Origin of the sequence: Pseudoalteromonas sp. S8-8, from assembly GCF_000497875.1 — a bacterium.
Taxonomy (GTDB): domain Bacteria; phylum Pseudomonadota; class Gammaproteobacteria; order Enterobacterales; family Alteromonadaceae; genus Pseudoalteromonas; species Pseudoalteromonas arctica.
This window is the reverse complement of sequence record NZ_AUTR01000037.1, coordinates 1-20,194: the sequence shown is the minus strand read 5'-3', so window position 1 is coordinate 20,194 and position 20,194 is coordinate 1. Positions and strand designations below refer to the sequence as shown.

18 protein-coding genes are annotated in these 20,194 nt (G+C 40.0%); 6 read left to right on the top strand and 12 right to left on the bottom strand.

All coding sequences use genetic code 11. The annotated features are described in order from the left end of the window. Window positions 1-2 precede the first annotated feature (2 nt). Together rnhB and lpxB are read right to left on the bottom strand one after the other, a co-directional pair. Window positions 3-605 (bottom strand): ribonuclease HII, encoded by a 603-nt coding sequence (gene rnhB, locus L659_RS0112380; RefSeq protein WP_010553737.1) that lies wholly within the window; start codon window positions 603-605, stop codon window positions 3-5. Further along, window positions 595-1,752 (bottom strand): lipid-A-disaccharide synthase, encoded by a 1,158-nt coding sequence (gene lpxB, locus L659_RS0112375; protein WP_024590730.1) that lies wholly within the window; start codon window positions 1,750-1,752, stop codon window positions 595-597. The genes rnhB and lpxB overlap by 11 nt, the downstream gene beginning before the upstream one ends. Window positions 1,753-2,053: 301 nt before the next feature. Here lpxB and L659_RS0112365 point away from each other — a divergent pair, with 301 nt between their 5' ends. The 5 genes from L659_RS0112365 to cydC are packed head-to-tail and all read left to right on the top strand — an operon-like array spanning window position 2,054 to window position 8,471. Further along, a complete protein-coding gene (locus L659_RS0112365; protein WP_010553739.1) occupies window positions 2,054-3,637 on the top strand; it encodes a cytochrome ubiquinol oxidase subunit I in 1,584 nt (527 codons plus the stop codon). Beyond that, window positions 3,634-4,773: a cytochrome d ubiquinol oxidase subunit II gene (gene cydB, locus L659_RS0112360; protein WP_024590729.1), complete on the top strand. Its 1,140-nt coding sequence runs from the start codon at window positions 3,634-3,636 to the stop codon at window positions 4,771-4,773. The genes L659_RS0112365 and cydB overlap by 4 nt, the downstream gene beginning before the upstream one ends. A gap of 12 nt (window positions 4,774-4,785) precedes the next feature. Then, on the top strand, window positions 4,786-4,950 hold the full coding sequence (gene cydX, locus L659_RS0112355) for a cytochrome bd-I oxidase subunit CydX (protein ID WP_002958303.1): 165 nt from the start codon (window positions 4,786-4,788) through the stop codon (window positions 4,948-4,950). After that, window positions 4,940-6,733, top strand: coding sequence for a thiol reductant ABC exporter subunit CydD (gene cydD, locus L659_RS0112350; RefSeq protein WP_024590728.1), 1,794 nt, complete (start codon window positions 4,940-4,942; stop codon window positions 6,731-6,733). The genes cydX and cydD overlap by 11 nt, the downstream gene beginning before the upstream one ends. After that, a complete protein-coding gene (gene cydC, locus L659_RS0112345; RefSeq protein WP_024590727.1) occupies window positions 6,726-8,471 on the top strand; it encodes a thiol reductant ABC exporter subunit CydC in 1,746 nt (581 codons plus the stop codon). The genes cydD and cydC overlap by 8 nt, the downstream gene beginning before the upstream one ends. Here the strand turns inward: cydC and L659_RS0112340 are convergent. From L659_RS0112340 to L659_RS0112295, 10 genes are all read right to left on the bottom strand, one after another. Further along, a complete protein-coding gene (locus L659_RS0112340; protein WP_024590726.1) occupies window positions 8,454-8,846 on the bottom strand; it encodes a septal ring lytic transglycosylase RlpA family protein in 393 nt (130 codons plus the stop codon). The genes cydC and L659_RS0112340 overlap by 18 nt on opposite strands. Before the next feature lie 146 nt (window positions 8,847-8,992). Further along, window positions 8,993-9,763, bottom strand: coding sequence for an acyl-ACP--UDP-N-acetylglucosamine O-acyltransferase (gene lpxA / locus L659_RS0112335; RefSeq protein ID WP_024590725.1), 771 nt, complete (start codon window positions 9,761-9,763; stop codon window positions 8,993-8,995). A 2-nt stretch (window positions 9,764-9,765) separates the two neighbouring features. After that, entirely contained in the window at window positions 9,766-10,218 is a 453-nt protein-coding gene (gene fabZ, locus L659_RS0112330; protein ID WP_007580997.1) for a 3-hydroxyacyl-ACP dehydratase FabZ, read from the bottom strand. Between the two features lie 26 nt (window positions 10,219-10,244). Continuing rightward, on the bottom strand, window positions 10,245-11,267 hold the full coding sequence (lpxD, locus tag L659_RS0112325; RefSeq protein WP_007580995.1) for a UDP-3-O-(3-hydroxymyristoyl)glucosamine N-acyltransferase: 1,023 nt from the start codon (window positions 11,265-11,267) through the stop codon (window positions 10,245-10,247). 7 nt (window positions 11,268-11,274) lie between these two features. Next, window positions 11,275-11,793, bottom strand: coding sequence for an OmpH family outer membrane protein (locus L659_RS0112320; RefSeq protein ID WP_007580993.1), 519 nt, complete (start codon window positions 11,791-11,793; stop codon window positions 11,275-11,277). Window positions 11,794-11,804: 11 nt separating this feature from the next. Next, on the bottom strand, window positions 11,805-14,276 hold the full coding sequence (bamA, locus tag L659_RS0112315; RefSeq protein ID WP_007580991.1) for an outer membrane protein assembly factor BamA: 2,472 nt from the start codon (window positions 14,274-14,276) through the stop codon (window positions 11,805-11,807). Window positions 14,277-14,372: 96 nt separating this feature from the next. Beyond that, entirely contained in the window at window positions 14,373-15,725 is a 1,353-nt protein-coding gene (gene rseP / locus L659_RS0112310) for a sigma E protease regulator RseP (RefSeq protein ID WP_010553745.1), read from the bottom strand. Between the two features lies 1 nt (window position 15,726). Then, a complete protein-coding gene (gene ispC, locus L659_RS0112305; protein ID WP_024590724.1) occupies window positions 15,727-16,932 on the bottom strand; it encodes a 1-deoxy-D-xylulose-5-phosphate reductoisomerase in 1,206 nt (401 codons plus the stop codon). Continuing rightward, window positions 16,929-17,795, bottom strand: coding sequence for a phosphatidate cytidylyltransferase (locus tag L659_RS0112300; protein ID WP_007580986.1), 867 nt, complete (start codon window positions 17,793-17,795; stop codon window positions 16,929-16,931). The genes ispC and L659_RS0112300 overlap by 4 nt, the downstream gene beginning before the upstream one ends. A gap of 19 nt (window positions 17,796-17,814) precedes the next feature. Continuing rightward, entirely contained in the window at window positions 17,815-18,594 is a 780-nt protein-coding gene (locus L659_RS0112295; RefSeq protein ID WP_007580985.1) for an isoprenyl transferase, read from the bottom strand. Window positions 18,595-18,884: 290 nt separating this feature from the next. On the opposite strand from L659_RS0112295, the gene L659_RS0112290 reads away from it, so the two are divergent. Then, window positions 18,885-20,156: an IS4 family transposase gene (locus tag L659_RS0112290; protein ID WP_024590080.1), complete on the top strand. Its 1,272-nt coding sequence runs from the start codon at window positions 18,885-18,887 to the stop codon at window positions 20,154-20,156. Window positions 20,157-20,194 lie beyond the last annotated feature (38 nt).

The following is a 20,194-nucleotide window of genomic DNA, read 5'->3' as shown; positions in this document are numbered from 1 at the left end:
GCTTAACCCTCACCATTGGCTTGCGCCAATACACGCTGCACAGGTTTAAAGCTTTTACGATGTTCATCAATCGCGCCGTACTGCTCAAGCGCTGCAAAATGTGCTTTTGTTGGATACCCTTTGTGCCCTGCAAAGCCATATTCAGGGTGGCGTTTATCAAGCTCAATCATTTCGTCATCGCGTGCTACTTTAGCTAAAATAGACGCCGCTGAAATTTCTGCCACTAAGCTATCGCCTTTAACAATAGCTTGCGCTGGCATAGTGAGTTTTGGCAAACGATTACCATCTATAAATACAAATTCAGGTTGCGTACTTAATGCCTCTACTGCACGGGTCATGGCAAGCATAGTCGCGTGCAGAATATTTAACTCATCAATTTCTGTTGGATTGCAGCGCCCATACGCATAACACAATGCTTTTTCTTTTATTTCAATCGCAAGCGCTTGGCGTTTTTTATCTGTTAATTTTTTAGAATCCGCTAAGCCAGCAATTGGTTTAGTGGGATCTAAAATGACGGCGGCAGTAACTACATCACCAACAAGCGGGCCGCGCCCTACTTCATCTACACCGGCAATTAAGGATACATTAGGTCTATCAATTTGCATTTATTAACTCCGCCACAGCATTCGCTGCTTGTTCGCTGGCATTTAATCTAATTTTTTCGTGAATAGCTAAAAAGCGTGCTTTTAGCTCAATGTTATCTGTATTAAGCATAGGAGTAAGCGCATTTGTTAAATTAGCCACATTACACTCACTTTGTAAAAACTCAGGCACTAGCTCTTCGTCTGCTAATAAGTTAGGCAACGAAAAATACTTAATATTAAACGTAAATAAAGTTTTAAATATCCAATAGCTCAAAGGCTTTATTTTATAGCCCACTACCATTGGCTTTTTATAAAGCATGCCTTCGAGTGTTGCAGTGCCCGACGCTAATAAAATAGCATCAGCAGCTTGCATCGCTAATTTTGATTGTCCATCAAGCAGGTTAACATTAAGATTTGGCGCGGTAGCGTTTAATATATCAGTAAACTGCGCTTTGCGTTTTTCGTTAACCAGTGGCACCACAACTTTAAGATTGGGGTTTTTAGCTTGCAGCTCTGCAGCTGTTTTAATGTAAGTTTCGCTTAGTAAACCAACTTCTGAGCCTCGGCTACCAGGAAGTAACGCCAGTACTTTGTCATCAAGGCTTAAGCCGAGTTCTTCACGCGCTTTGCTGTCGTCGTGTTCAAGCGCTATATCGTCAGCCAAGGTATGACCTACAAATGTACATGGCACTTGGTGTTTATCGTAAAACTCTTTTTCAAATGGCAGTAACGCAAGCACTAAGTTAGTGGCTGCACTTATTGTATGTATACGCTTTTCGCGCCACGCCCAAACAGATGGACTTACATACTGTACTGTTTTAATGCCCGCATCTTTAAGTGGCTTTTCAACGCGTAAGTTAAAATCGGGTGCATCAATACCAATAAATACATCAGGTGGGTTATCTACAAAATGCTGCACGAGTTGTTTACGTATTTTAAGCAAACGCGGCAAACGCCCTAGCACCTCAACAAGCCCCATTACCGAAAGCTCATCCATGTCGTAAAGTGTTTTACAGCCCTGCGCTTGCATTTTAGGTCCTGCTATTCCTTCAAAAATAGCGTCCGGAAAGTGTTTTGTAAGGGCTTTAATTAAGCCTTCACCTAAAATATCGCCCGACAGTTCACCTGCCACAATACCAATTCGTAGTTGTTTTTTATCTTTATTCATTTGATTTTATTTCACAAGTAAACCAGGCGTTCATGCTTGTTAGTTTACCGTGTTTTACTGTTTGGTTAAACGCTTTAAATAACTGGTTTTTTATCACGTAAGTTAAGGCTTTATGTTGTTTGTTTTTAATACTGATGTAGCATAGGAAATATATATTAAGTTTTACTAATATGTATGTTGACAAAAATTGCACAAAAGTAAATACTATTACAAACTTTCAGTAATTACTGAAAGTTCATTAAACCTTAACTTTGCCAATTAAATGTTGCCCTGTTAATCCGTCACTCTCAAGGAGCCAATAATGATAGATGAAACCTTTGTGGATCTATCGCGATTACAGTTTGCTGTTACCGCTCTCTTTCATTTCTTATTCGTACCGTTAACGATAGGTATGACCTGGATTTTGGTTATTATGGAATCGGTTTATGTTATGACCGGTCGCGAAATTTATCGTGATATGACTAAGTTTTGGGGAAAATTGTTTGGTATTAACTTTGCAATTGGTGTGGCGACAGGCCTTACCATGGAATTTGAGTTTGGTACTAACTGGTCTTATTACTCCCATTACGTAGGTGATGTTTTTGGGGCTCCCCTGGCTATTGAAGGTTTAATGGCATTCTTTTTAGAATCGACCTTTGTAGGTATGTTCTTTTTAGGCTGGGACAGACTCTCTAAACGCCAACATTTAGGTGCAACCTTTTTAATGGCCATTGGTACTAACATGTCTGCGCTGTGGATTTTGATTGCCAACGGTTGGATGCAAAACCCAGTAGGTGCTGAATTTAACTATCAAACCATGCGCATGGAAATGACCAGCTTTGCTGAGCTTGTGTTTAATCCTGTAGCACAAGTTAAGTTTATTCATACCGTATCGGCAGGTTATGTAGCTGCATCTATGTTTGTACTGGGCATAAGCAGTTGGTACATCTTGAAAGGCCGTGATTTAGCGTTTGCTAAACGTTCTTTCTCGGTCGCATCGGGCTTTGGTTTAGCATCAATTCTATGTGTAATTTTACTCGGTGACGAATCAGGCTACGAAGTAGGTGAAGTTCAAAAAGTAAAACTTGCCACGATTGAAGCTGAATGGCACACAGAAGAGGCTCCGGCTGCGTTTACCGCATTTGGTTTTCCTGATTCAGAAGAGCAAGTAACACATGCTGCGGTTAAAATACCTTACGCACTTGGGTTAATTGCTACGCGTTCACTTGATGAGCAAGTAACGGGTATTAACGACCTAGAAAAACAACACGAAGTACGTATTCGCAACGGTATGATTGCTTATGAATACCTTACAAAACTCAGAAACGGTGAAGATACGCCAGAAAATGTTGCTAAGTTTAATACCCTAAAAGATGATTTAGGTTATGGCTTGCTACTTAAGCGCTACACACCTGATGTTGTAGATGCTACCGAAGAGCACATTCAAAAAGCCGTTAAAGACTCTTTCCCTAAAGTAGGCCCTATGTTTTGGTCATTTAGGATTATGGTTGCCTGTGGTGTAGCCATGCTGGGTGTATTTATATTGGCATTTTACTACAACGCACATCGCGTTATTGAGCAAAAACGCTGGTTGTTATGGGCTGCCGTATTGAGCATTCCACTACCTTGGATAGCTATTGAATTTGGCTGGATAGTTGCTGAGTATGGCCGTCAACCTTGGGCTATATCTGAAATACTGCCGACCTTTTTAGCCACGTCGTCACTAACAGTAAACGATATTTTAATTAGCTTAACTGGATTTATTGTTTTCTATACTGGTTTAGCCATTGTTGAAGGTTGGTTGATGATCCGCTTTGTTAAGCAAGGACCAAGCTCGCTACATACTGGTAAATATCATTTTGAATTGCCAAATAAAACTGATCAAACTGAAGGAGAGCAATCATGATTTTTGATTATGAAACATTAAAAATGCTTTGGTGGTTGATCATTGGTGTGCTGCTTATTGGCTTTGCTATTACCGATGGCATGGATATGGGCGTTGCTATGTTGCTTCGCCTAGTTGGTAAAACAGATTCAGAGCGCCGTACAGTAATAAACACTATTGGTCCGCATTGGGATGGTAACCAAGTATGGTTTATAACTGCAGGCGGCGCGTTGTTTGCAGCGTGGCCTATGGTTTATGCTGCCGCATTTTCGGGCTTTTACTTTGCCATGATGCTAGTACTCTTTGCTTTGTTTTTTAGACCACTAGGGTTTGATTACCGCAGTAAAGTAGACTCAAAACGCTGGCGTAATAACTGGGATTGGGGTCTGCTTGCAGGCAGCGCAATTCCAGCATTAGTTTTTGGTGTTGCTTTTGGTAACTTATTTTTAGGCGTACCGTTTAATATTGATAATCTGATGCGTGTTAGCTACCAAGGTTCATTTTTTGGTTTACTTAACCCGTTTGGTTTGCTTGCTGGTTTAGTGAGTATCACTATGCTAATTGCTCATGCGGGGATGTGGTTACAGCTTCGTACAGCTGATGCAGTAGCAGAACGCTCGGGCCAATATGGTCGTTATTCACTGATTGTGTTTATTATACTGTTTGCAGGCGCTGGTTTTTGGGTTGCTAATTTAACGGGTTACCAAATTGTATCTATGCCTGATACACAAAGCCATGCAGATCCATTAGCTAAAGTAGTAACAACAGCCCAAGGCGCGTGGCTTAGCAATTACAGTGAACGCCCATGGACTATGACCTTTCCTATTTTAGCGTTTGTAATGGCACTAAGTGCGCTATTGTTTTCTAAATTGAACAAACCAGCACTTGGACTTATTTCAACAAGCTTAATGTTAATTGGCGTGATTATGACGGCCGGTGTTTCACTGTTCCCATTTATTATGCCATCAAGCAACAATCCAAATATTAGCTTAACAATTTGGGATGCGGTATCGAGTCATAAAACGCTCAATGTAATGTTTGTTGCAGTGTGTATTTTTGTCCCACTTATTTTAACTTACACCACCTGGTGTTATGTAAAAATGTGGCGCAGAGTAACGGTTGAAGAAATTGAAAACAACACTCACGGTAGCTACTAAGGAGACTAAACTATGTGGTATTTCGCTTGGATTTTAGGTGTACTTTTGGCCTGTACCTTAGGTGTAATAAATGTAATGTGGTACGAATTTCATCAAAATAAAAACAGCATTGCTGATGATGAACAAGCCATGCACGATTTATTAAACGATGCTAACAACACAAAAGATGACGACTAACCCCCGACCAGATCGCGCGCAGCAGCAATCACTGCGCGCTTTTTTAAAGCGTCAAAGTAAACCCGCTGCAGTGTGGTTAAAGTTAAGCATTGCACTGGGTACTTTTAACGCATTACTGATGATTGCAGGTGCTTATTTACTTGCGCAAACTATTCACAACGTTATGTTTGAAGGTAATAATTTAGCCCAAGTTACTCATTTATTATGGCCCTTAGCAGGCATTATTTTATTGCGCGCGGTGTTTTTAGCATTAAGCGAACGCTTGAGTGCATATGCTGCACTTAAAATAAAATCGGCTATGCGCCAAACACTTCTAAATAAGCTCAGCTTACTTGGGCCAAGCTATATAGAACAACACGGCCAAGGCGCTACATTAAATACCCTACATAATGGCGTAGAAGCACTCCACGACTATTATGCTAAATACCTACCTGGTGCTGCTTACAGCGCGCTTATCCCGCTGGCAATATTGGTTGTTATTTTTCCGACAGATTATAAAGCTGGGTTGATATTTTTATTAACCGCCCCGCTCATTCCTTTTTTCATGATTTTAGTAGGCTCAAAAGCCGAAGCTTTAAACCAAAAACGCTGGAAGCAACTTGCTGTACTGGGCAATTACTTTTTTGACCGCGTACAAGGTTTAACTCAACTCAAGCTATTTAATGCAACACGTACCGAGCTTAAACAAATAGCTAAAATTTCAGATGATTTTAGACACGCTACACTCGATGTTTTAAAAATCGCGTTTTTATCATCATTTGCACTTGAGTTTTTAGCCACTATTAGCGTGGCATTAGTCGCAGTAATTATTGGTTTTAGACTGTTTTTTGGCACTCTTGATTTTGCTACTGGCTTTGTGGTGCTACTTTTAGCGCCTGAATTTTATTTACCACTGCGCCAGCTAGGTAGCCATTACCATGCACGCTTACAAGGCATTAGTGCCGCTGCCGATATGGTTGCGATTTTAAATGCACCACTGCCAAGTGACGAAAATGCGTCAGTGACTACAAGCACGCCTGAAAACAATTTAACTTTAAATACAATTAACTCCATAAGTATTACCGACCTTAATTTTATATACCCAGATAGTAACGAAGGGATTAAAAATATAAATTTAACACTGCCAAATAAAGGCTTAATTGCCGTTGTGGGCAGTAGTGGCTCAGGTAAAAGTACGTTGTTTGATTGCTTATTAGGGTTTCACCCTGAGGTGATAAACCACCTATCTATTAATGGGCAGAGTTTAAGTACAACCGATATTACTTACCTGCAAAATAACATTGCATGGATACCACAAAAAGCGACACTGTTTTACGACACTATTGCTGCCAACATTAAATTGGCCAAACCAACTGCCACACAGCAAGAGCTTGAACATGCAGCAAAGCAAGCTGGTGTGCTTGAATTTATAAATACCCTACCCGATGGTTTTAACACACTGATAGGTGAGCAAGGGGAAGGACTTTCTGGCGGGCAAAAGCAACGCATCGCACTCGCACGTGCATTCATAAAACAAGCACCAGTTTTAGTGCTTGATGAGCCTACAGCGCACCTTGATAGCCAAACAGAGCTGCTTATTCAAGATGCTATTAATGAATATGCTAAAAATAACTTAGTATTAGTCATTGCTCATCGATTAAATACCGTTAAACATGCCAGCAATATCATTGTTATGCACGATGGGAAAATAGCTGAGCAAGGTCACTTTGAGGCACTTGCAGCGCAAAATGGTGCATTTTCTGATTTATTAAAAACGGCCAAACAAGGGGTTGCGCATGCATAATTTTATTCGCTTATTAAAGCTTTGTGCTCCTCATTATAAAGCGATGCTATTGGGTACATTTTTAGCAACGATTACGGTATTAGCTAATGTGGGCTTGTTGGCTATTTCTGGCTGGTTTTTAGCGTCAATGGCGGCTGCAGGTCTTGCGGGCGTGCAAATGAACTACTTTACTCCAGCAGGAACGATTCGGTTTTTAGCAATTGTACGAACTGCATCGCGCTATGGCGAACGCCTAGTTACTCATAACGCCACGTTTTTATTACTAAGTGAAATACGTACCAATGTATTTGCAACGTTAAGCAAGCTTAACAATGTTGATTTAGCAATGAGCCGCAGCGCTGATCTAGTTAACCGATTACAAAACGATGTAGACGCACTCGACAAGTTTTATTTAAACGTTTTACTTCCTATGCTGGTCGCTCTTTTAAGTGTGCCAATCATCATGCTGTTTATGTCGGCCTATAATGGCAACGTCGCCCTTATTTGCTTTACTGGCATTATACTTATTGGTGTGGTTATACCTGCCCTACTCAGCGCAAAGCTCACTAAAAACAGCCACAAAGAAACACAACTTAGTGCACAACTTCGCTCTGAGCTTTCAGATACACTTACAGGCCTTAGAGAGCTTAGTATTTATCAAGCCCGTTCGCAGCAGCTTAATAAGTGCGACGAATTAAGCGAGCAGTACAATCAGCAATTATTTATTCGCCACAAAGCACTGGCAAACTCAGATGGGTTAAGCTTATTGGTTGTTCAATTAGCGATGCTTGCTAGCATAGTAACCATTGTCCCACTGGTTTACGCCAACAGTATGGTAAATGTAGAACTTGCTATGTTAAGCCTGTTTGTACTGGCAAGCTTTGAAAGTGTATTGCTACTACCCAATGCGTTTATAGAGCTTCCTAGTGTATTAAAAGCAGCAGAGCGGTTGTTTACACTTGAAGATAAAGCCGCTAACTCACAAGTTAAAGATACACATGTAGACGTTAATGAAAACTTTAGCGCGCAAAACCACACGCTAGCACTTAACAATATTAGCTACCAATATGGTGAGCAAACAGCGCTTACTAATATCAGTTTTGAGCTAATGCCCCAGCAAAAAGTAGCGATTGTAGGTAGAAGCGGCAGCGGTAAAACAACGCTTGTCAATCTACTTACTGGTTTATGGCCTTTACAACAAGGCAGCATAACGCTAAACAATCAAAATAGCGTTGTTGACTTACATTCGTTAAATAATGATATACGCGCAAGTGTGATAAATATATTAGCCCAGCAACACCATATTTTTGATGGCACACTGAGTGAAAATTTACGTTATGCCGCGCCAAATGCAACTAAAGAGCAAATGATTGAAGCGCTCTCATTAGCGCAATTAAGCCCTTGGTTTAATGAGCTAAAAGAAGGTTTAAAAACACGATTAGGCACTGGCGGGCGTAATGTGTCGCAAGGTCAGTCTAGACGTATAGCTATTGCACAAGCATTACTTAAAAGTCCGGCTATTTTAGTTCTTGATGAACCAACAGAAGGTCTTGATAATCAGTCTAAGCAAGGGGTAATGCAAGCAATAATGCATGTTATGAATAACGCGAGCGTGCTCACAATTACGCACGATCCCGCTCTACTTGCTCAAATGGATAATGTTGTATGGTTGGAAGGCGGTAAAGTAGTCGCACAAGGCTCTCATAAAGAGCTCAGTGGGGCTTATCCTGGTTATGTTGCGCTAACTACCCGGTTTTAAAACCTTTACTGATACATCAATAACGCCGACCTTAGGGTCGGCTATCTTTTTAAACATACTTTTTGATAAATCAATAATACGACCTCGCACATACGGGCCTCTATCGTTAATTCTTACCGTGACTGATTTGTTATTGGCTAGATTGGTAACAACCACCGTAGTACCAAAATCGAATTCTAAATGGGCTGCCGTGGCGGCTTGTTGGCTAAAGCGCTCTCCGTTGGCGGTTGTTCCTCCGTGGTATTTATCAGCATAAAAAGATGCTTTCCCAACTTGAGTGATTTCTCCAGCAGATGATTTAACAATAGGCTGGCTACTACAAGCGGCTAAAACTGAAGTAATAAAAAGAGTGACTACTAACTTAGGTAAACGCATAGGACGGCTTTTATTATATAAATTACCCGCATACTAACTCAATTACCCTGAGTATTAACTGAATTAGCTTAAAGCAGGGCAATAAAAAACCACCTTCGATTTATCATCTAGGGTGGTTTTTTTAATGCTTAAAGCAAACCCGCGAATTATCTTACGATGCCGCGCTCTGAGTTTTTAACAAAGTCGACCATCAATTTCACAGCAGGATACTTTGCGGCATCTTCACTAAGCGACTCAATAGCTTCTTCAGCACCTAAGCTTTTACGATAAAATGCTTTGTATGCACGGCGTACAGCCATAATTTCATCACTTTCGAAACCACGACGCTTCATGCCTTCTTTATTGATAGCTGCAGGGCCTGCTGGCATACCAATGGTAGTAACAAATGGTGGTACATCTTTGTTAACACCTGAATACATACCAATAAAGGCATGTGCGCCAATTTTACAAAACTGATGAACACCCGAATTACCACCAAGGATAACCCAGTCACCAACATGTACATGGCCGGCCACACTTGCGTTGTTAGCAAAAATTACGTTATCGCCAATTACCGCGTCATGTGCAACGTGTGTATAAGCCATAAACAAATTATTACTACCAATTTTAGTAACGCCTTCGTCTTGAATCGTACCACGGTGAATAGTGGCACATTCACGGATAACGTTGTTATCACCCATGATTAATGTGGTTGGCTCGTTGTTGTATTTTTTGTCTTGGCAGGCTTCGCCTACAGACGCGAACTGAAAAATATGATTGCCAGAGCCAATAGTTGACGGCCCTTTAACAACAACGTGAGACTCAATAATACAGTTATCACCGATAACAACATCATTGCCAATATAACTATACGGACCAACTGAGACATTGTTGCCTAGTTTAGCGCCAGGTTCGATTATTGCTGTAGAATGGATCACTATTAAAACTCTCTTCTCGCACACATAATTTCGGCACTACACACTATTTTGCCGTCGACTCTAGCTTCTGCAGCAAACTTCCAAATGTTGCGACGTTCTTTTAAAAACTCAACATGAAGATGCATTGTATCACCAGGAATTACAGGTTGTTTAAAACGTGCGTTATCAACAGCAGCAAACAAATACAATTCGTTTTCGCTACGGTTTTCTACTGTTTTAAAACCTAATAAACCCGTTGCTTGCGCCATTGATTCTAATATTAGCACACCAGGAAAAATTGGCTGATTTGGAAAGTGCCCAGTAAAAATTGGTTCATTTATAGAAACATTTTTAATAGCATGTAAAGACTTGCCAGGTGTAAAATCAATAACACGATCAATTAATAGCATCGGGTAACGGTGCGGTAATAAACTTAAAATTTCTTGAATATCAAGGCTATTTAATTCGTTTGCCAAAATAGCATCCTTATTAGTGTTCAACGTTATGACTTAGCCAATGCTTCAAGCGCTTTAAGACGAGATTTCATGTCTGAAAGGTTACGCAAGTGAGCTATTGATTTACGCCATTCTTTGTTTGTTGTATGGGGCATACCAGATGAGTAAATACCTGGTTCGGTGATTGATTTTGTCACCATACTCATGCCGGTAATTATAACACCATCACATACAGACATGTGACCATTAATTGCAACCATGCCACCAATTTGACAGTTCTTGCCAATGGTAACGCTTCCTGCAAGTACAGTGCAGCCCGCTATTGCGGTGCCTGAATTAACTTCAACGTTGTGCGCTATTTGACACTGATTATCGATAATAACATTGCTATGAATGATGGTATTGTCCAGTGCACCACGATCAATTGTCGTACTTGCACCAATTTCAACTTTGTTGCCTATGATCACTGAACCAAGTTGAGGTATCTTAACCCACTGCCCGCGCTCATTTGCATAACCAAACCCATCACTACCTACAACACTATTTGCTTGAAACAAACAATCTGAACCAATTTCAACATCGTGATAAATAGTCACACTAGGCCAAAGCTTAGTGCCAGAACCTATTTTAACACGTTCCCCGATAAAACTGTTCGGACCAATTTGCGCGTTGTCACCTATCACTGCATGAGCTTCAATGACTGCGTTAGCACCAATAGCGGCGCTATCACTAACAATCGCTGTTGAATGAACAGTTGCACTTGGATGAATACCCGTCGAGGCTGAGCGTGGTGTTGTATCCATAAATTGCGCTAATTTTGCGTAACTTACATACGGATTAGCAACAATAATTTTGCTGCCACTAAAGTACTCTGCATCGGCTTGGCTTACTATTACAGCACTAGCTTGAGTAGTTTCAAGTTGCGATCGATATTTTGAGTTCGCTAAAAATGCAATATGCCCAGAATGGGCATTTGCAAGTGTCGCTATTTTTTTTATTTCTAAAGCGCCATCACCCTGAAGTTCGGCGCCTAGAAGTTCCGCAATTTGCGAAAGCGTATAATTTTGCATAGAGTGATTATTTCTTACTAACAGCGGCTACAACTTTAGATGAAAGATCAGTCACTTCTTTAGGGTTAAAGTAAATAGTAGTGTCTTTTACTTTAACTTCGTCGAAGTCGCCGTCTTTAGCAATCTCTTCAATTGTTTTGATGATTACACCTTGAACTTTAGCAAGCTCTTGGTTTTGACGCGCTTTAATTTCTTGCTCTAAAGGGCGACCTTGTTCAGCAAGATTTTTTTGCATGCCCTGAATTTTTTCACGCAGAGTATCTTTTTGAGCTTGGCTCATAGTTGTACTTTCACGTTTAAATTTTTCAGCTTCAAAACGAATATCGCCTTGTAACTTTTCAAGCTCTTGACGACGTTCAGCAAACTCAGTTTGTAAAGACTGTTCAATTTTAGCCATTTGAGGAATTTGCTTGTAGATTTCCTGCATATCAACAATACCCACTTTGTGTGCAAATGCATTCACAGAAGTACCCATCATTAACGTTGCTAAAACTGCTACAGCTGTTGATTTAAATAATTTTTTCACAAAAAACTCCTTTAGAAAGTGTTACTAATGTTAAAGCTGATGGTTTTCGTATCGTCATCTTCTTCTTTTTGCAATGGATACGCAAAACTGATCAGCATTGGACCCATTGGAGAGATCCATTGTAATGAAAGACCGGTTGAAACCCTAAAACGCATTGGGTCTGAATAGTCATCTAATTTAGCACGTTCATCAACGCCTAAGTTTTGATAGCGGTCTACGTTAAACTCAGTATCCCATACGTTTGCAGCATCAACAAAGAAGCTAGTACGTACAGAGCTGGTATTTTCTTCATCTAAGAATGGTGTAGGAACAATTAGCTCCATACCTGCCACTGCTTTAGCATTACCACCAATACGACCTTGTGGCACTAGAATATCAAATTCTGATGCACCACCAATGCTACCGGTTGTAGTACCGTCTGCACCTGGCGTACCCGGAATAGACTGCGGTATACGCGACACAGCACGTGGTAATATTGTATTACGGTCAAAGCCACGTAGTTCCATTTCCGTTATACGGAAGTACTCTTGGAATGGAAGTGTTTGCTCATACCCGTTTGTAGAACCATAACCATTACCATAACCAAGTGCTGCACGCGTTGAGAATACCCAACGGTGGTCATTTGATATAGGCCAGTAAAAACGCGAATCGTAGTTCAGTTTAAAGTACTGAAGATCTGAGTTAGGCGTTGTTGCTGTTAAGTTTAGAGTTTGACGCGAACCCGCTGTTGGGAATAAACCACGGTTAACGGTGATACGCGACCAGCCAACACTCAGCTCATACTTAGTAAAGTCAAAGCCTGCATCTGGGTTATCTGGATCTAAGAATGTTTCACGAAGTACACGCGTTTGCTCGTACTCTGCAATATCCGAAAGCTCTTCTTTAATCCAACGGGCGCCAAAGTTAACACGATTTACAGCATCAATTGGAAAACCAATATTTGTGCCTAAACCATAACTTTTCGATTTATATTCAACAAGACTGAATTTACTTGCATCGTAGTTTCTGTAAAAGATGCTACTGCCTTGCGATACACCATCTGGCGTAAAGTATGGGTCTGTGTACGATAAGCTTAAGCTTTCAGAACCTGTAGACGTATTAAGGTTTAAACCAATTTGGTTACCTGTGCCTAAAAAGTTAGATTCTGTTACACCAATATTAAACTGCAGACCTAAGTAAGAACCATAAGCAAGACCAGCATTAAAGCTACCTGCAGATTGCTCTTTTACAGTAAAGTCTACATCTACTTGGTCATCCACACCGGGTACAGGCACTACGTTAAAATCAACAGTTTCCATGTAAGGTAGACGTTGAATTTGCAGTTTTGAACGCTCAAGGTTTTGATTAGATAACCATGCGCCTTCAAGTTGTGTCATTTCACGACGAAGTACTTCATCTGCCGTATTTTGGTTACCACCAACAATAATACGACGAACGTATACACGCTTACCTGGATTAACCGATAGTGTTAATTGTACTTCTTGTTTTTCGTCGTCAATTTCTGGAATTGTACGCACTTCAGCATTAGCGTAACCAAAACGTGCTAAGTAGCTTTTAATAAACTCTTCAGATGAAGTAACTACAGAACCGTTATAAAGCTCACCCGCTCTAAGTGGGATAACACTTTTAATTAAGTCTTCACGGCCAAGCAAGTCACCAATAAAGTCAAAACCTTTAACTTTATATTTTACGCCTTCAGTTAAGTTAGCTGTAACGTAAACCGATTCACGTTCAGGGCTCACTGAAACTTGCGTTGAGTCGATATTAAAACGCAGGTAACCACGGTCTAAATAATAACTACGAATTTTTTCTAAATCGCCTTCAATGGTTTGCTTTTGGTAACGGTCGCTACCCATAAACTGCCACCAAGGTAAATCTTGCTGCGATTCAGCAAGTTTAAGAAGCTCTTCATTAGAAAAAAGTTCATTACCCACTAAGTTAATTTGGCGGATAGAAGCAGCATCACCTTCATCAAACTCTAACTTAAGTTTAACGCGGTTACGTGGCAGCTTAGTAATACTGATATCTACTTTAGCGTTGTATTTACCAATGCTGTGGAAAAACTCAACTAAGCCTTTTTCGATACTATCGATAACGGTTTTATCAAGTGGTTCACCTTGGCGAATATCTTGCTGATCAAGAGACTCATTAAGCTGCTCGTCTTTAATGTCTTTATTGCCTTCAAACTCAATAAAGCTGATGGTAGGACGTTCCGTTACTTTAAAAATAACGTTGTTGCCATCACGAAGTGCTTTTATGTTATCAAAGTGCCCAGAACGATAAAGTGACTTTATTGTTTTTGAAATCGTATAGTCATCAACATTATCGCCTACGTTAATAGGAATATGTGTTAGCGCTGCACCAAGTGCTACGCGCTGCAAACCTTCAACTTTCAGGTCTTCAACAATAAAGGAGTTTTGGCCTAGGGCTGCAAAACTTGCACCCAATAAACTTGTTATTGCCAAATGTTTTTTTATAGCCATTTTATTATCTTTATCCTTTACAACTGTATTACCGCATAACACCTTACTAGTGGTGCTTTACAATCGTGTTCTAATTAGTAATTTGCCACGCTGTAACTACAAACGCGATACATCATTGAACAAAGCGAAACATGTTAGAAAAATGAGCAACAAGGCACCCACTTTAAAACCAAACTCTTGTGTCTTTTCAGAGACCGGCTTTTTACGAAAAAGTTCAATTATGTAATACATTAAGTGTCCGCCATCAAGCACTGGTAAGGGTAATAAATTAAATACACCCAAGTTAACGCTTATTAAGGCTAAAAAGCTTAAAAAGGCCACTAACCCATAGCTTACGCTAGTTCCAGCGCCTACTGCAATGCCCACAGGGCCACTTAAATTTTTAACCGAAACCTGGCCTGTAATTAAATTACCAATCATGTCAAAACTGAGTGTAATTAAGCGCCACGTTTCTTTTGTGCCTCGCACAATACTATCGAGCGGGCCGTAATGTCTTGTCTCTACATAGCCATCAGGCCATTGCTGTACAACAGGAGCAACACCTAAAAAGCCTTGCTCAATACCGTTATTATCAATGCGTCCTTTAGGGGTAACTGTAATGGCTTGTATAGTATCTTGTCTTTTTACACTAAATTGTAAAGATTTGTTAGCTGATTGCGTAATAAGATTAACTAATTGCTGCCAATTGCTTATTGTTTCACCGTTTACAGCCAAAATTGTGTCGTTAACTTGTAAATTAGCGTGTTCTGCGGCTGAGTCTTTAGTTACGGCGGCAATTGTTAAAGTTGCTTGAGGTCTAAATGGCACAATACCTAACGAACTTAATGGTGGTACGTCTCGCTGGTCAAGCTTCCAACCCTCTAAATTAAGCGTTTTAACGCGTGGTTGGAGGTTTTTATCACGAACAATAACTTCAACGCTTTCTTCGCCTAAGTTAGACATAAGCGCAAACGTGGCATCTTGCCATGTCGTTATGTCATCATCACCAATTTTTATAATATGTTGAGAAGGCATAATGCCCGCCTGCTCTGCGCGACTGCCTTCGGTTATGCTGCCAACAACTGGCTTAACCGATTGCACACCTACCATGTACATCACCGCAAGAGCAAAAATGGCAAACAAAAAGTTAGCCATTGGTCCCGCAGCAACAATAGCAATACGCGCTTGTACAGATTTAGAGTTAAACGACAAGTGTCGTTGATTTGCTGGTACGTCATCAACTCGCTCATCAAGCATTTTTACATATCCGCCTAATGGAATAGCGGCAATCACGTATTCGGTATTATATTTGTCATGCCATTTTAACAGTGGCTTACCAAAACCAATTGAAAAACGCAGCACTTTAACGCCCATTTTTCGTGCAACCCAAAAATGGCCATATTCATGTATGGCCACTAAAATACCAAGCGCTAAAATAAATGAGCCAAGATTCCAAAAAAAATCAAACATATTAATGCGCCACTTTTGTTATAAATTCTGAAGCGCTAATACGCGCTAATTTATCACACTCTAAAATTTCATCTAGGCTTTGCACATTGGTGTAAGTTGCAGCTTCTAGTGTCTGTGCATTTATTTTGTATATATCGGTAAAACCAATTTTACCGTTTAAGAATGCGCCCACAGCTATTTCATTTGCTGCGTTAACCGTTGTTGTCGCGCCCTGCCCTGCACTACACGCATCAATTGCTAATTGTAAATTTGGATAACGAGAAAAATCAGGTTTAGTAAACGAAAAATCACAAATATCAGAGAAGTTTAACGGTTTAACACCCGCATTAATTCGCTCAGGATACGCAAGTGCATGGGCAATTGGCGTGCGCATATCGGGGTTACCCATTTGCGCTAAAATAGAACCATCGTGGTACTGCACCATTGAATGAATAATACTTTGCGGATGAATAACTACATCAATATCACTAGCATCACAATTGAATAACCACTTAGCTTCAATAAACTCTAAGCCTTTGTTCATCATAGTTGCGGAATCTACTGATATTTTTTGTCCCATCGACCAGTTAGGGTGTGCAACGGCTTCACTTACGGTTACATCTTTTAACGTATTTATATCACGCGTTAAAAACGGGCCACCAGAGCCGGTAAGCAAAATTTTACTTACGCCATGTTGCTGTAGTTTTTGATCGCCTTTGGCATTTTGTAACGAAGAAGGTAGGCATTGAAAAATTGCATTATGTTCGCTATCTATTGGCAGCAAAGTGGCTTTATGTTGTTTAACTTTATCAATAAACAACTGACCTGACATAACTAAAGATTCTTTATTAGCTAGTAGTACTTTTTTACCCGCTTCAACAGCACTTAATGTAGGTAGTAAACCAGCTGCACCTACAATTGCCGACATTACAATGTCAACATCAGGATGAGCACATAAGTCACTCATTGCTTGCTCACCGTGCATAACAAGAGTTTGGCACTGAGTATTAGCTAAATACGCAGATAATTGCTCTGCGGCCTGCTGGTTAGCCATAATCGCATAAAGCGGTTCATGTTCAATACACAACTCCGCCATTTTCTTTGCATTTTGTCCTGCAGCCAAAACAAAAACATCAAATAACTCTTTATTGCGCGACACAACATCAAGTGTACTTAAACCAATTGAGCCCGTTGCGCCTAAAATAACCAGCAATTGCTTTTGGCTCATAAACTAAGAGTCCACGCATAGCACATAACAAACATTGGAGCAGCAGCCGTTAAGCTGTCAATTCTATCTAAAATACCGCCGTGTCCTGGTAAACATCGACCGCTATCTTTTAAACCAGCTTCACGTTTAAACATGCTTTCCAGTAAATCACCTACCGCAGAAAACAACGCAATAAATGCTGTCATTATCGCGTACACAGGCCATACAACTAAATCAACATCGGTAAAGTGACAAAATGCTAATACAAAAATAATAGAAGCGACTACACCGCCTGCTAACCCTTCAATTGTTTTATTAGGGCTGACTTTAGGCATTAACTTATGTTTACCAAAACTTTTACCCGTAAAGTAAGCACCCACATCTGCGCTCCATACAATACCGAGTACCACTAAAATAAGCACCGAACCAAAATGAGTTGATTCAGCATATTGCGCGCTACGTAGTGTATTTAGTGCAAGCCATAACGGCACAAGCGTTAATAATCCTGCAATACCGCGCATAACTAGGCCTTCATTCCACGCTTTAGCCATCTCTGGGTAGCGCCAAATTAAATAGCTAGCAACAATCCACCAAGCAAACGAAAGCGTAAATACGTAATTTGCATCACCGACTAGCTTGCCATTTTCCCATAATGATTCAATAGGCCAATGTAAATTAAGCAAGGCAAGTAAAGCGCCAATAAACACAACAAAGGCAGCACGTTTAAGCTTGTCGCAAAGGCCCATAAATGCAGACCATTCCCATGCGCCTAATAATACAATTGCACCAGCAAAGTAACTAAATAACGTAAGCGGTGTATAAAAAACCAAAGCCAATGCTAATGGAGCTAGCACTAGAGAGGTTAAAATTCGTTGTTTTAACAAAATGTGACCCTTATTCTATTTAGGTTTGAGCGAGTAATTGTTTTATTTGTTCGCCCGTACAACCAAAACGTCGCTCTCTGGCAACGTAACACGCAATGGCCTCAGCAAATGCTGCTTCATTAAAATCTGGCCAAAGTGTCTCGGTAAAGTAAAGTTCTGCATAAGCAACTTGCCATAGTAAAAAATTACTAATACGAACATCGCCACCAGTGCGAATAAGTAAATCAGGTTCTGCCTGATCTGCCATGCTCATATGCTGTGCTAAGCGCTCTTCTGTAATATCTTCTGCGTTTAGTGTGCCCTGCGCAACTTGCAAAGCAAGTTGTTTTGCCGCATTGGCAACATCCCAACGACCTCCGTAATTAGCTGCAACATTTAAACGCAACCCGGTGTTATTTTCAGTCAGCTTATGCGCAGCGTCTACCTTGCTACGTAATCCTTCAGAAAATCGTGATAAGTCTCCAATAATGGTCAGTTTTACATTGTTTTTATGAAGCTTTTTAACTTCCTTTGTTAAAACAAATAAGAAAAGCTCCATTAAAGTGTTTACTTCGTCTTCAGGGCGGCGCCAGTTTTCACTACTAAAAGCAAATAAGGTTAACGATTGTATCCCTAATTTAGTACAAAACTGAACAGATTGACGAACTGCGTCTACGCCTTTTTTATGCCCATACACACGAGGTCTATTTCTAGCTTGCGCCCAACGTCCGTTCCCATCCATGATGATAGCAACATGTTTGGGTAAACATTGCTGTGAAATTGTGTCAGCATCTAGAACCATAAATATCGAGTATTCCATAAAAAAACGCCGCCTAGTATACCCTAGACGGCGTTTCAAAACTAATAATTTTAATAGGTCCTGTCGACCTTTCAGGATTGTAATTTGTTCAATCTAGGGGCGACTTAATCGCGGCGCGAGATTTGTAACCTAGTGGACTAAGTAAAAATCGAGTAAAGCTTCCGCGTCCTGCTCACGCCCCTTACCTACATCCATGTCATAGGTAAGATCTTAAGAAATTGAGTTGAAGCTCAATTCATGATCAAATGGTTGTTACCACACAAACCACAGAATCAAGAAAAGAGCTTCAAATGAATGCTAACATTTTTATTAATAAGTTAAAAAGTATCCTAAGTGAAAAAAAACTGAACCGACTTGGTAAACAAGTAGCATTTACTAAAAGAGAAAGAAATATTACCGCATTTCATATGGTTGTTAGTCTTGTTGCTGCGCTTGGGGATAAAAAAACGATCTATTTATCCGAAATATTAAGAGTTTATAATCAGCTAACAGGGCAGTCTATTAAGTATAAGCCTTTTCATAACCAGTTAGTTAAACCTGAACTAGCTGAACTAATGCGAGAGGTAACAAATAGAGTTTTTAATTGTTGGATAAATGATGCGCTTAAGTACACGAAAAAAGATTTGTTCAAGTTTGAGAATATTTTAATTCAGGACGGTAGCTCTATTATGCTTCATCGTTCTTTAAAAGATGTTTTTCCTGGGCGATTTTCAAATACGTGTCCAGCAGCGATTGAATTGCATGCTACTTTAAATTTAACGCAAGGTTGCTTTGAAAAAGCAGGTATAACACCAGACAGTTATTCTGAACGTGAAGAACTTCCAACATTTAAAGAGTTGAAAGGACAGTTGTTACTTGCTGATAGAGGGTATTATTCAGGTAGTTATATTCATGAATTAGATAAAGCAGGAGGATTTTACGTATTAAGAGCTAAGGGGTTAAAAGCAGTCAGAGTACATAATGCTTTTAAGCAAAATGGACAGGAATTAACAGGAAGTCATTCCCCAAAGTTATGTGAATTGCTCCCCGAATTACCTAAAAATGATCTTATTGATATGAATGTTAGCATAAAAAACAAGCTAACAAGAGTCGTTGGGTATTGGTCAAAAAAAGAAAAACAATATACATTTTTAGTCACTAATTTATCTATTGATGAATTTACAGCGACTGAAATAGGCAAATTATATAGGTTACGCTGGCAGGTTGAATTACTTTTTAAGGAGTGTAAGTCTTATAATAATTTACGCGGCTTTCAAACATCAAACGCAACCTTACAAGAGGCGCTAATTTATGTAAGTTTAATAGTAACCACGCTTAAAAGGTTTTTAACTGGCTGTATTGAAAAGATATTCAAAACTGAAATGTCTACAATGACAGTAGCAAAAACAACGGGTGTTTGGTGGATTGGCATATTAACAGCGATTATTAGGAAGCATAGGAAAGGATTGTTAAATGCAGTTAATGGAGCATTTGACTTTCTGAGGAAAAATGCTGCTAGGGCACACCCCAAACGCGATCGAAAAACAGGAGTATTTCAGTATGGGGTAGAGCCAAATTTTTAAGGCTGTACTTAATGTTTTTCTTAAGTACCTACCTATGA